The organism is Mesorhizobium sp. CNPSo 4671, from assembly GCF_057784245.1.
Window position 1 is genome coordinate 18275 of record NZ_JBWLUW010000010.1, and the last position, 12240, is coordinate 30514.

The following is a 12240-nucleotide window of genomic DNA, read 5'->3' on the forward strand; positions in this document are numbered from 1 at the left end:
CCCAATTGCTGCCGATTGAGCCTCAACTCGCCGCACTTATTTTTGTCGCGGCACTTCGTAGGACTCGAGTTTCATGCCCCGAAACACCCCGATCGTCGCCATTGCGGGCGGCTCCGGCTGAACATATTTGACCACTTCCTTGACTATCTGCTGCGGTGCGGGTGCCGCCACCACGACCGGAGCCGGCTTCACCTTGCCCAATTCGTCGAGGCGGTTTCCCACTCTCTCCACGGCTTGGGTCAGCCCGGCGATCTTGTCGTCGGCACGTTTGCGCTCGGCTGCGGCCGCGGCATCAGCCGCTGCCTTCTTGTCGAGTTCGGCCTGCTTGGCGGCGATGTCGGCCGGTGTTTCGCCGGTGAGGTCTGAAAGCGTCACGCGTTCGGTCGTCTCGCCCTTGCTGGCCGCGGCCTGGCGAAGCGCCAGCGACAGCTGGCCGGCGCCTGCCGCCAGGGTCAGCTTCTGAGCATCCTTGGTGCTGGCTTCGAGCGTTACTGCCTTCACCACCGTTGGACTGTCCTTGGTTTCATCGGCGACCTGGTCGACGGCGAGCACCTTCATGCTCTGCAATAGCACATCGACATAACTCTTGTCCGCGCCGCTGTCGTCGCGCACCGTGCGCGTCAGCAGCACATCGACCCGATCGCCCGGGAAAACGAAGCCTGCGACGCCAAGCACGTCATTGACCCTGATGGAAACGGCCTTCATGCCTTCGCCAAGCACCGCCGAAAGCGTGGCGCGCTGGCCAGGGCCGGTGATCTTGGTGGCGAGAACGGGTTCGTTGACGCCGATTGTCTGGAGGGCCTGTCTTGCGCCTTCGCCAGCCAGTGCCTCTTTCGTCGTCTTGAAGGCGCCGGTTGGAACCGCGCCCGCCGGCCATGCGATTTCGCGCAGCTTGTCGGCTGAAAGCGCATCGCCGAATTTCAGCGGCACCGCCGCTACCACGACCGTGTCACGTTGGATCCCGTTCGCCTCCGCCATGGCGCTGCGTTGGCCGGCCAGCCAGATATTGACCAGAACCACGGCCAGGACACCGAACACGCCGGCGAGGACGATCATGATAACTGTATTTGCGCGCATCACCCCTAGCTCCAAGCCCAAGATGCGGAAATTCGGCCACAGCCGTTACTGAATTTCAGGCCCGGACCGGAAGGATCCGGGCCTGACATTGCCCAGCGATCAGGTGCTGGGAGTTCCGGGCACGCAGGTGCCGACGCCCGAGGCGTTTAGTGCGGTGCAAAGGCCGCCAAACCGAGCCGTGACCCAACCGCCGATCGCAATGATTGCGAGAATCGATGCAGCGGCAATGATGCCGATAAGAATTGAGTATTCGACCATGGCAGCGCCGTTTTCGTCATCGCGGAACCGCCGGGCCATCGCCATGATTTTCATGCCAATTTCTCCCTTAATCGAGGTGTTGGTGCGTTTGTACGCACCCTCAAGCCATCCAGAGGGTTCAGGCCCGGACCGGAAGGATCCAGGCCTGAACAAGATCCAGCGATCAGGTGCTCGGAGTTCCAGGCACGCAGGTGCCGACGCCAGAGCTGTTGAGTGCGGAGCAGAGGCCGGTAAACCGATGCGTGACCCAGCCGCCGATCGCGATGATTGCGAGAATGGATGCTGCCGCGATGATTCCGATAAGGATGGAATATTCGACCATGGCAGCGCCGTTTTCGTCGTCGCGGAACTGCCGGGTCATCGTCATGAGCTTCTTCATGTCAATTTCTCCCTTTGGAGGTTGAACCCGACGAGACAGAGCCAAGGATGTACCCCATACCCAAGCATCCCCCGTCATCTCGATCCTAGGTCCCGGGAAAATGCTGAGTCAAACGGGATTAACGGTTCCTTAACTTTCCAATACATGAACTTTCGAGTTCAGAGAGGGCCTAAATTCTAGCAAGAGCTTGATTCGGCTAATTTTTCAAGCGCTCTTAACCATTCGTTCACAATTATGTCGCTTACCTAATTAAGGGATGGCTACTTTAGAGGTATAGCATATTCCTTTATATCTAAGGGGTTATAGCCAATTATGGGGTGCATTCTCAGGGCGCAGGACGCAAGGGCACTCCCGGCCGCAAAGCTTAGTAAGTCACTCATGTTTGATGGCGCAGAGAGGAGAAATAAAAACGATTTTTTTTAGCGTCGCTCCTTAACTATGTTGAAAGTATTGGCCTCAGGTGGTGCGCCTCGCGCTTGTGCGTCGCTTGGTTAATGTTTAGTTTCCGCTAATGTGCGCTGGGCGGGAGTAGGGGCGGGAGTATAAGGGATCATGCTTGGGCGATTCATAAAGGGGGGCGAATCTCGGATCGAGCCGAGGGGGGAGTCGGCGGTCGCCGTCGCCCCGGAACTGCCGCCGGTTGCTGTCGTCGAATCGCATGGCGACGATTTCCTGACGCTCAAGGTCGAGCTGCACCGTCATCTCATCGACCGTTTCAATCTCACAGCCCTTGAGAACGCATCGAAGGGCGAAATCCTCGATGAGATCCGACCGATCGTGCGCGAGTTCGTTCGCAGCTTAAGCGTCCCGCTGAATGCTCGCGAACTCGATCAATTGACCAGCGACACGGCCGACGAGATGCTCGGCCTGGGACCGATAGAGCCGCTGCTCAAGGACGACTCCATCACCGATATCCTGATCAACACCCACAAGCGCGTCTTTATCGAACGGCGTGGCCTGGTTGAAGAGACGGCGATCCGTTTCCGGGATGAAGCGCATCTGCTGCGCGTCATCAACAAGATCGTCTCGGCGATTGGCAGGCGCGTCGATGAATCGTCGCCGATGGTCGATGCGCGATTGGAGGACGGATCGCGCGTCAACATCGCCGTGCGGCCGATCTCTGTGGACGGTCCGCTTGTGTCGATCCGCAAATTCTCCAAGAATCCCTATTCGCTCGAACGTCTGATGGTACTCAATTCGATCCGTCCGCCAATGGTCGAGTTGTTGCGGATCGCCGTGCAGGCGCGCAAGTCGATCCTGGTTTCCGGCGGCACCGGCAGCGGCAAGACCACCTTGCTCAATGCGCTGTCGAGCTACATCCCTTCGAGGGAGCGCCTGATCACCATCGAGGACGCGGCCGAGCTTCAACTGCAACAGCCGCATGTCGGGCGGCTCGAAACGCGCCCGCCCAATGTCGAGGGCAAGGGCGAGGTTCGCCAGCGCGAACTGGTCAAGAACGCGCTGCGCATGCGGCCCGATCGTATCATCGTCGGCGAGGTTCGGGGCGAGGAGGCGTTCGACATGCTGCAAGCCATGAACACCGGCCACGAAGGCTCAATGACCACCATCCATGCCAACACGCCGCGCGACGCGATATCGCGTCTGGAGCAGATGGTCGGCATGGCGGGCATGCCGATGACACACGAATCGATCAGGGCACAGATTGCCTCGGCCATCGACATCATCGTGCAGACGCAGCGCCTCTCTGACGGCGGCAGGCGTGTGGTCTCGATATCGGAAATCACCGGTATGGAAGGCAATATTGTCCAGATGCAGGAAATCTATCATTTCGTCCGGCGCGAGGTGACGAGCGATGGAATGATTGTCGGAGATTTTCGCGCTACCGGCGTTCGCCCGCGCTTCGCTCCCGAAGCCGTGACGCTCGGACTTCATTTCGCCAAGGATGCGTTCAATCCGCAGGTGGCCCTCTGATGCTGACAGGGCAGGCACAGCTTTATTTCATCTACATGCTGGCAGTGGCGTCGCTGATCCTTGCGGGAGAGGCCTTTTATCTTTCCTTCGCCAATCGCCGTTCTCGACGCATCCTGGTCAATCACCGGCTCAGGCGCCTGGCCGACGAGGTTCCGGCGGAACAGACTTTACGGGGTTTGTTGCGTGAACGCGGTCTTACCGAGACGGGGGACTTCATCTTCGGATTTGTCTGGCTGAACAGGCTGTATACCCAGTCCGGCATTACCGGAAACCCATTGACCTTCGTCGCGTCGTTCCTCCTCGCCGGGTTGGCGCTGGCCTTGTTGCTCTCGTTTGTTCTCGGCTTGTCCACGCCGGTAATTTTCATTGTGTTTCTCCTGATCGGGTTTGTGCTGCCGCTCCTCATTCTCAGACGAGCCCGCAACAAGAGAATTCTGAAATTTGCCAAGCAACTTCCAGATGCGCTCGACATGATTGTCCGTTCGTTGCGCGCCGGACATCCGGCTTCGATAGCAATTGGTCTCGTCGCTCGTGAAATGCCAGACCCGCTCGGCACCGAATTCGGCATCGTTTCCGACGAGATCACCTTTGGCCTCAGCATGGAGCAAGCCGTGCGGAAACTGTCTCAGCGCGTTGGCTTCGAGGGCCTTCATCTGCTTTCGGTGTCCCTCTCCATTCAAGCCAGGACCGGCGGCAATTTGACCGAAATCCTTGCCAATCTCTCATCCGTGCTGCGCGAACGACAGAAGCTTCGTATGAAGATCAAAGCGCTTTCCGCGGAGGGCCGTGTTTCGGCCTGGATCATCTCGCTGTTTCCGGTCGTGATGTTCTTGATTCTGCAGCTCATAGCGCCGTCTTACTATGGGACAGTCTGGGGTGATCCGGTGATTTTACCGGTATTCCTGATTTTCGGGGTTTGGGCACTGTTCGGCGATTTCATCATGTATCGAATGGTCACTTTCGATTTTTGACGGGAGGGAAGCTAAACTTGTTGTCGAACATCCAGAACCTCGGCTTTTTGGTTTCGGTCGCGGTGTTCGTGGCGGCGGCGTCGCTTTTCCTGTTCGGCGCTCTGGTGTTCCTGCCTGCGCTGCAGACAAGGAAGCTTGTGTCTCAGAGCCTGATGGGCGAAGGCATTGTCGACCGCAGGTCGATACTTGGTCAGGACCAACTCGCCAAGATTGCCGCGCAAAAACCCGTCGATGCCTACTTCAAGTCGATCGAGAAAGAACGCAACGAGCCGAATGCCCTGGAAGCAAAACTCTTTCGCGCCGGTTTTTATCAGTCAAGCGCCTCGCTGATTTACACGCTCTCCCGGCTCGCCGCCGTCTGTATAGGTTTTCTGGGCATGTATGCGCTGCTGTCATGGGCGCTGCCGCCAGAGCTGCCTGGCTTCATCACTCTTGCCGGCTCAGCCTTGTTCGGGCTGGCCTGCATTGTCATTCCAAGCGTCATGCTTGATCGTTTCGAGAATGGACAAAAGCAGATCTACCGTCGTTCCTTTCCCGATTTCATGGATATGATGATCACCTGCGCCGACGCCGGCATGAGCCTGGAGGCGGCAGTCGAACGCGTGAGCCAGGAATTGGCGGCCACGCACAAATGGCTCGGGATCCAACTCTCGATCATGAATCTGCAACTGCGCGCCGGCAAGCCGTTGCGCGAAGCCCTGCGCGAATTGGCCGATCGCATCGGCCTTGATGAGGCGCGGGCATTGGCTGTTCTGTTCCGCCAGTCGGAAGAACTCGGCACCAGCCTGACGGACGCCCTGCGCGTTTACAGCGCCGAGATGCGCAGCCAGCGAATTCTTCACGCCGAGGAACGCGCCAACTCTTTGCCGGTTAAAATGATGATCCCGCTCGGGCTGTGCATATTCCCGGTCGTGCTGATGGTCATCATGTTGCCGGTGATCATTCGAATGAGGGGCATTTTCTTCTAAATGGTTATATGCTTTGATTCTAACATGGAGTCGGGGGACTCTTGGGAGACAAGATGACAGGGCCAACGCGCCTCTTAGTCGCCGCCGCAGCCAGCCTGCTGATGATAGCGCTTGCCGGCTGTCAGACAAACGGCGCGGACACAACCGGCGGTGTCGTGCGCACCAATGAACCGTCGAAAGGTGATGTCACGTCCTTTGGCGACGCCTTCGACGGGTTGAAGACCGTCAGCGACGTCGAATATTACGCCTCGGACCAGGCCGTGGCCGAAGCCAAGAACCAGTTCCGCGCGGAAAATTACGGCAATGCCGGCGCGCTGTTCTTCAAGGCGACGCAACTGGCACCCAATGACGGCGGCGCCTGGATGGGGCTGGCCGCCTCATGCGACCGCATCCGCCGCTTCGACCTTGCCGACCGGGCCTACGCCCGCGCGTTCAAGCTGGTTGGCGCGTCGCCCGAATATTACAACAATGTCGGCTACTCCTACCTGCTGCGCGGCAAGCTGCAGGATGCACGCAGCAACTTCCTCAAAGCCTATGAACTGGCGCCCAACGATCCGACCGTCGCCAACAATCTGAAGCTGCTGTCATCCAGCGTGCAGAACATCGAGCGCTAGCATGTTGCTTGTCGAAGCGCTGTTGCTCAAGGCGCTCGCCATCCCCCTCCTCGGGTGGATTGCGTGGTTCGACTTCACCACCCAGAAGATAGCCAATCGTGATGTGCTGCTGCTGCTCTGCCTTGGGGCGGGATCGCTGTTGCTGCTGTTGCTCCGGTCCGGATCGTGGTGGGACATGGGGCTGAGCGCCATGGCCGGTCTTCTGTTGTTTGTCGCACTCTTCCCGTTCTGGGCGCTGCGCAAGGTTGGCGCCGGCGATGTCAAGCTGATGGCGGTCGTGCCTTTTCTGATCGGCGGCAGCGGCCTCTTCCTGTTTTCCATGCTGTTGCTGGTCTTTGCCGTCGTCACCGTGTTGGTGGTGAAAGCGCCATTCATGCTGCCTGAAGGTGCGTTCCGGCTCTATGTCCAGCACATGGACCGCAAGGGCGTTGTGCCGTTTGGGGTGCCGATCTCGCTGGCCGCGATCTGCACCATAGCCCTGCAGCTTTACGAAAGTGTGGTGCTGGCGAGCAGTTCTGGAATCCTGGATCAGCTTAACTGAACCTGGCAGTCCGCTTTGCTGAATTCGCCGCGCATCGATGGCTAAATGAACGATCCACAGGAGAAGGCACCATGGCACTTCACCTTTCGGCAGATACCCCGGCCTCTGTCGCGGCCGCGCCGCAAAAATATCTCTTCGGTCCGTTCATCGATTTTTTCATGCTTGGCGGAGGCGCCTGCGTGATCCTGCCGGCCCTGTATTTTCTGCCTCTCAAGTATGAAGGTCTCGTGGCGGCGATAATGCTCCTGCTCACCAATTTGATAAACCATCCGCATTTCGGTCATTCATACCAGATCTTCTACCGCAATTTCGCGCGCAAGGTGCGCGGCGACGGATATGGCCGGAACCTTCAAATCCGTTATATTTTCGCGGGTGTTGTCGTCCCGCTCGCGATGATTGCCTTCTTTGCCTATGGCTCGCTGACGGGCAACACCCGGCTGCTCGGCTATGCGGGCAACGCGATGGGCTTTTTCGTGGGCTGGCACTACGTCAAGCAAGGCTACGGCATGCTGATGGTGGATGCCGTGCTGAAGCGCAAATTCTTCAGCGATCAGGACAAGAAGGTGTTGCTGTTCAACGGCTATGCCGTGTGGCTGTTCGCCTGGCTTCAGACCAATGTGGTGATCACCCAAAGGCAGTTCTGGGGTTTGGACTATTACACCTTCGCGGTCCCGCCATGGCTCATCACCATCGCCATGTCGATCGCCGCCGCCTCCTCGGCGGCCACCGCCGTGATGTTCATCAATCGCTGGCGCAAGCATGGTGGGGCGCTGCCCTACAACGGTGTCGTCGCCTATGTCGTCTCTCTCTATGCCTGGATCCTGTTCGTGACGCTGAATCCGCTCTGGCTGCTCGTGGTGCCGGCGCTCCATTCCTTGCAGTACCTGGCCGTGGTGTGGCGCTACCAGACCAATGTCGAGCGCGACCGAACCGATGCCGTCGAGAAGCTGGAACCGAAGGTCCTGTCCACCCTTGGACCGGTATACAGGCTGCGCGTGCTGGCGTTCATCATTTTCGGCGCACTTCTCGGCGCGCTGGGTTTCTGGCTGGTGCCGATGGCGTTGACCGCCCTGGTTCCCTACAATCAGGCGGTGCTCGGCTCATCGCTTTTCCTCTTCATCGCCTGGATATTCATCAACGTGCACCACTACTTCCTGGACAATGTGATGTGGCGGCGCGGCAATCCGGAAGTTTCGAAATATCTGTTCCGCTGAAGCGATCGGTTGAACGCATTTCAGGCCGGGAAGGCCCATTTCCCGCCCGAACACGATTCGTTAACCAAGATGCTGTTCATCGACAGGACGAGTTTGTGCGACAGATGCCCGTCTGCCTGGTCAAGCCTGCTTGTCCGGTCGAGGCTCGAAAAGAAGGCTCCGCAGCCGGCGAAGACGTCAAATCGCCCGAAACAGAAACAATGTGCAAGGCATGAATGTGATCGAAAGCGAACAGAACGCGCCTGGCGCCTCACAGCGTTGGACATGGCTGCCGGCCATTGTCGTCGCGCTCTTTTGCCTGTGCGTCACCAGCGCGTCCGCCGAGACGCGCGCCTTGAAGATCCAGCACCTGCACACGGGCGAGAAGGCCGAGATCGTTTTCAAGCGCAACGGGCGCTACGATCAGGCGGGACTGAAAAAGATCAATTTCATGCTGCGCGACTGGCGCCGCAACGAGCCGACCAGGATGGATCCGCGCCTGCTCGACCTCGTCTGGCAGGCTTATCGCGCCAGCGGCTCGACGTCCTATATCCATGTGGTCAGCGCCTATCGCTCGCCGGCGACGAACGCCATGCTGCGCAGCCGCTCGAAGGGCGTGGCGCGGGAAAGCCAGCACATGGTTGGCCGTGCCATGGATTTCTTCCTGCCTGACGTGCCGCTGAAGAAGCTGCGCGACATCGGCCTCAGGATGCAGGGCGGCGGCGTCGGCTATTATCCGACCTCCGGTTCGCCTTTCATTCACATGGACGTCGGCAATGTGCGGCACTGGCCGGGCATCAGCCGCCAGGAACTGGCCAGGGTCTTCCCGAACGGCAACACGCTGCATGTGCCGAGCGATGGCCTGCCGCTGCCCGGTTATGACCAGGCGCTTGCCAAGGCAGCCGGCACGCCCAACATCGAGCTGGCAAGCGCCGACAGCGGCCAGCGCAAGTCGCGGGGTCTGCTGGCAACACTTTTGGGCCGCGGCGCGGACGAGGCGGATGATGTCGCGGAAGCGGCCCCGGCGCCGCGCAAACCGGCCAAGTCGGTTGAGACCAAGGCGCCAGGGCAGGGCATCGCCATCGTGCCGCCGGAGGCAACCCGGCGCGCGGACATCCAGATGGCTTCCGCCGGTGCAGCTGAAGAACCGCCAGTTGAGCAAAAGGTGAAGACGCCTGAAGCGATCGTCATGGCGATGGCGCCCAGCGCGGTGCCGTTGCCGGCCTTCGCCCCGCGCGCCGCCCCCGCGGCCAGCACCCCGACCCCGCAAGCCGCACCGTTCGCGATCGCCAGCGCGTCCACGGCGCAAGCCGAACTCTCCGCGACCAAGCCGGCGGTAGCCAATGCCGAAATGGGCAAGACAGACACCGCTGCCGCGAGCGTCGCGCTCGACATGGTGGCGCTGAACATCCCCTTGCCGACGTGGCGGCCTCAGAGCCAGACGAGCCCGTCGCGTCAGCCGGAAGCGGCCAAATCTGCCGATGCCATCGCTGCCTTGCTGACCATGCATCATCCTGATGACGGCCTCGGACTGGCCGGTAAGCGGGTTGCAGTCCCCGCATCGAAACCCGAAGATCGTGTCAGGACCAGCCCCAAGGCCGATCGTGTCCAGCCACGTCTCGATCCCGAAGCCACCGCCGTGGTTGTGCCCGTGGCGTCAACCGGCCGTCCGCTTCAGGCAGGTCGCGGCATCGCCGGCGGAACCGGGTCGACCGCGGCGCCGGTCATTGCCGCCAATTTCATCCGCACGGCGCCGGAGCAGGTCTATCTCGACGGATTCCAGCCACGCGGACAGACGTCAGATCACCGCCGCTTCACCGGCTCCGCGGTGAAATTCCTGCCCATCGCCAGCTTCAAATAGGGGGCGAACGCTCCCGTTCGATCCGCTATAGTGTCGCGCGATGTGGATGGCCTGTGCCGTCACGCCATTGCGCAATCCATGCCGAGGTCGTTCACACGGCTCTGTAAAATATTTTCCAAATTTGACAATCGTGCATGAAATTGTAAGATAATCGTCTTTCTGTCAGCGAGAGGCGATGACCATGTCGATCCGCGAAGAACTGGCCAACACCACCTTGGCGTTCACCTCGGCGGAAGAAAAGATCGTTCAGGTCCTGCTTGCCGATTATCCGATGTCGGGGCTGGGAACAGCAACCCGGCTGGCACGCCGGGCCGGGGTCAGCGACCCCAGCGTGACACGGCTGATGACCAAGCTCGGCTATGTCGGCTTTGCCGATTTCCAGGCGCGCCTTCTCACCGAAGTGGAGTCCAGGCTGCATTCGCCGCTGCTGATGATGGAGGCCAAACGTCCGGGCGGCTCGAGCGAAGGCACGGCGCTCGCCTATTTCCACTCGGTTTCCGACAGCCTGGAGCGCACGCGCACGGCGGTGCCGCTGCAGGCCTATACGCGCGCGGTCAATTTGCTGCTCGAGACCAAGGGCCAGGTCGTGCTGCTGGGCGGCCGTTTCAGCCGGCATATCGCCTCCATGCTTGCCGGCTATCTCCTGCAATTCCGCTCCGGCGTGCGCGACATCGGCTCGCTCAGCCCCGCCGATTTCGATCTTCTGATCGACCTCGGCAAGCGCGACCTTCTCGTCGTCTTCGACTACCGGCGCTACCAGTCGGACGTGGTGCGCTTTGCGCAACAGGCGCATGAACGCGGCGTCTCCATCCTGTTGTTCACCGATGTGTGGCTGTCGCCGATATCAGAGATTGCCGACCTGACCATGGTCGCGGCGATCGATGCCAATTCGCCGTTCGACACGCTGGCCACCGCCGTCGCCCAGATGGAGACGGTCTTTGCCCATGCGCTGGAAGGCCATGGCGCAGGCGTGCGCAAGCGTATCGAGGACATTGAGAAGATCCGCAGCGCCAATGCCGTCACGCTCGATGCCGCCCTGTCGCCGGACAGCGAGACCGCCAAACCCAAAGCCCCAAGGAAATAGCGTCGATACGCCCGATGCGGCGATGCGAGGAAGGAACAATCATGCCTGATATCAAGACCATCATCGACGCCGTGCAGGCCGGGGTCGAGGCCGACCGCGACTGGCTGATCGGCTTGACCCGCGACATGGTCCGTATCCCTTCGGTCAATCCCAAATTCGAGCCCAAACCGGCGATCAACCGCGAGGCGGATGTCCAGGCGCTGCTCGAACCGATCCTCAAGCAGGATGGCTTCCGCACCGAACAGTGGGATGCCTTGCCCGGCCGGCCCAATCTGGTCGGCGAATGGGCCGGAAATGAAGACCGCAGCCTGATCCTGTGCGGGCATATCGATGTCGTACCAGTCGGCGAGATGAAGGACTGGTCGGTCGATCCGTTCGGCGGCGAGATCACCAATGGCCGGCTCTATGGCCGCGGCGCGGTCGACATGAAGGGCGGCGTCGCGGCTTGCGTTGCCGCCGCGCGTGCGATCAAAAAGGCCGGCATCACGCTGCAAGGCCGGCTGGCGATCCACTCTGTCGTCGACGAGGAGGCCGGCGGCTTCGGCGCCATAGATGCGGTGAAGAGGGGCAAGCTCGCCAAGGCGGTGCTTGTCGCCGAGCCGACCTGGGGCGATGTCCTGCCGGTCGAGGGCGGGCTTGAATGGGCGCGGGTGACGATCCGTGGCCGCAACGCGCATTCGGCGCTACGCTACAACGAGATCTATCCGCAGCGCCACGACAAGGACCGGCTGAAGCCGGGCGTCAACGCGATCGAGATCGCCGCCCGCTTCATCGCCGCCGTGCGCCAGTACGAACTCGACCGGACGCGGGCAAAGTCGCATCCGCTGCTGCCGATCGGCATGAACACCATCAACATCGGTGTCATGCATGGCGGCACCGGTCTTGGCGAGCACGGCCTGCCGACGGTGATGACCAACCCGGCCATCATCCCCGATGTCGCCGTGCTCGACCTCGACATGAAATTCCTGCCGGATGAGAATTCGGCCGACTATCGCCGCGACTTCGAGGCGTTTGTCCATCATTTCGCGCAGACCGACGCCTGGCTGCGCGACAACCCGCCGACCATTCAGTGGGAACTCGGCGGGCTGCATTTCCCGCCGATGAACACCCCTGTCGACCACCCGCTGGTGACGTCGCTGATGAAACGCAAGGCCACGATTGGCAAGGCGCCGCAGGCACGCGGTTTCGTCGCCGTCTGCGATGCCGCGCACTATGCCGGCGCGGGTGTCGACGGCGTCATCTTCGGCCCGTCGGGCGACGGTTTTCATGGCGCCAACGAATATGTCGAGGTCGAGTCCGTCGTCGAGACCGCCAAGGTGATCGCCGCTTCGGTGATCGACTGGTGCGGCGTGCGCTGAGGCT

The 12240-nt window shown here is 60.6% G+C and carries 12 protein-coding genes; 9 read left to right on the plus strand and 3 right to left on the minus strand.

Annotated elements, in window-relative coordinates; all coding sequences use genetic code 11:
* Window positions 1-36: 36 nt before the first annotated feature.
* The 3 genes from cpaB to AC04SF_RS25325 form a co-directional block, all read right to left on the minus strand.
* A complete protein-coding gene (cpaB, locus tag AC04SF_RS25315) occupies window positions 37-1077 on the minus strand; it encodes a Flp pilus assembly protein CpaB (RefSeq protein WP_488479991.1) in 1041 nt (346 codons plus the stop codon).
* Between the two features lie 99 nt (window positions 1078-1176).
* Window positions 1177-1389, minus strand: coding sequence for a Flp family type IVb pilin (locus tag AC04SF_RS25320; RefSeq protein WP_488479992.1), 213 nt, complete (start codon window positions 1387-1389; stop codon window positions 1177-1179).
* 109 nt (window positions 1390-1498) lie between these two features.
* Window positions 1499-1714 carry a Flp family type IVb pilin gene (locus tag AC04SF_RS25325; RefSeq protein ID WP_488479993.1) on the minus strand — a complete coding sequence of 72 codons (216 nt, stop codon included), beginning with the start codon at window positions 1712-1714 and terminating at the stop codon, window positions 1499-1501.
* Window positions 1715-2266: 552 nt separating this feature from the next.
* Between AC04SF_RS25325 and AC04SF_RS25330 the strand changes: the two genes are divergently transcribed.
* From AC04SF_RS25330 to AC04SF_RS25370, 9 genes are all read left to right on the plus strand, one after another.
* A complete protein-coding gene (locus AC04SF_RS25330; protein ID WP_488479994.1) occupies window positions 2267-3646 on the plus strand; it encodes a TadA family conjugal transfer-associated ATPase in 1380 nt (459 codons plus the stop codon).
* Window positions 3646-4617 (plus strand): type II secretion system F family protein, encoded by a 972-nt coding sequence (locus AC04SF_RS25335; RefSeq protein ID WP_488479995.1) that lies wholly within the window; start codon window positions 3646-3648, stop codon window positions 4615-4617. Before AC04SF_RS25330 ends, AC04SF_RS25335 begins: the two co-directional genes overlap by 1 nt.
* Before the next feature lie 17 nt (window positions 4618-4634).
* On the plus strand, window positions 4635-5585 hold the full coding sequence (locus AC04SF_RS25340) for a type II secretion system F family protein (RefSeq protein ID WP_488479996.1): 951 nt from the start codon (window positions 4635-4637) through the stop codon (window positions 5583-5585).
* 53 nt (window positions 5586-5638) lie between these two features.
* On the plus strand, window positions 5639-6199 hold the full coding sequence (locus AC04SF_RS25345) for a tetratricopeptide repeat protein (RefSeq protein ID WP_488479997.1): 561 nt from the start codon (window positions 5639-5641) through the stop codon (window positions 6197-6199).
* Window position 6200: 1 nt separating this feature from the next.
* Complete coding sequence (locus AC04SF_RS25350; protein ID WP_488479998.1) at window positions 6201-6740, plus strand: prepilin peptidase; 540 nt, start codon at window positions 6201-6203, stop codon at window positions 6738-6740.
* 71 nt (window positions 6741-6811) lie between these two features.
* Window positions 6812-7954 carry a hypothetical protein gene (locus tag AC04SF_RS25355; protein ID WP_488479999.1) on the plus strand — a complete coding sequence of 381 codons (1143 nt, stop codon included), beginning with the start codon at window positions 6812-6814 and terminating at the stop codon, window positions 7952-7954.
* A gap of 211 nt (window positions 7955-8165) precedes the next feature.
* On the plus strand, window positions 8166-9794 hold the full coding sequence (locus AC04SF_RS25360; RefSeq protein ID WP_488480000.1) for a peptidoglycan L,D-endopeptidase MepK: 1629 nt from the start codon (window positions 8166-8168) through the stop codon (window positions 9792-9794).
* A 181-nt stretch (window positions 9795-9975) separates the two neighbouring features.
* On the plus strand, window positions 9976-10878 hold the full coding sequence (locus AC04SF_RS25365; protein ID WP_202351423.1) for a MurR/RpiR family transcriptional regulator: 903 nt from the start codon (window positions 9976-9978) through the stop codon (window positions 10876-10878).
* 41 nt (window positions 10879-10919) lie between these two features.
* The gene (locus AC04SF_RS25370) at window positions 10920-12236 is read left to right on the plus strand and encodes a M20 family metallopeptidase (protein WP_488480001.1); all 1317 of its coding nucleotides are present in this window, start codon (window positions 10920-10922) and stop codon (window positions 12234-12236) included.
* Window positions 12237-12240: the final 4 nt, after the last annotated feature.

Excerpts from the sequence above, each read along its gene's own strand:
- cpaB (WP_488479991.1), bottom strand. The coding sequence starts at position 1,077 with ATGCGCGCAAATACAGTTATCATGATCGTCCTCGCCGGCGTGTTCGGT.
- AC04SF_RS25330 (WP_488479994.1), top strand. The coding sequence starts at position 2,267 with ATGCTTGGGCGATTCATAAAGGGGGGCGAATCTCGGATCGAGCCGAGG.
- AC04SF_RS25350 (WP_488479998.1), top strand. The coding sequence starts at position 6,201 with ATGTTGCTTGTCGAAGCGCTGTTGCTCAAGGCGCTCGCCATCCCCCTC.
- AC04SF_RS25325 (WP_488479993.1), bottom strand. The coding sequence starts at position 1,714 with ATGAAGAAGCTCATGACGATGACCCGGCAGTTCCGCGACGACGAAAAC.
- AC04SF_RS25320 (WP_488479992.1), bottom strand. The coding sequence starts at position 1,389 with ATGAAAATCATGGCGATGGCCCGGCGGTTCCGCGATGACGAAAACGGC.
- AC04SF_RS25355 (WP_488479999.1), top strand. The coding sequence starts at position 6,812 with ATGGCACTTCACCTTTCGGCAGATACCCCGGCCTCTGTCGCGGCCGCG.
- AC04SF_RS25360 (WP_488480000.1), top strand. The coding sequence starts at position 8,166 with ATGAATGTGATCGAAAGCGAACAGAACGCGCCTGGCGCCTCACAGCGT.
- AC04SF_RS25345 (WP_488479997.1), top strand. The coding sequence starts at position 5,639 with ATGACAGGGCCAACGCGCCTCTTAGTCGCCGCCGCAGCCAGCCTGCTG.
- AC04SF_RS25365 (WP_202351423.1), top strand. The coding sequence starts at position 9,976 with ATGTCGATCCGCGAAGAACTGGCCAACACCACCTTGGCGTTCACCTCG.
- AC04SF_RS25335 (WP_488479995.1), top strand. The coding sequence starts at position 3,646 with ATGCTGACAGGGCAGGCACAGCTTTATTTCATCTACATGCTGGCAGTG.
- AC04SF_RS25370 (WP_488480001.1), top strand. The coding sequence starts at position 10,920 with ATGCCTGATATCAAGACCATCATCGACGCCGTGCAGGCCGGGGTCGAG.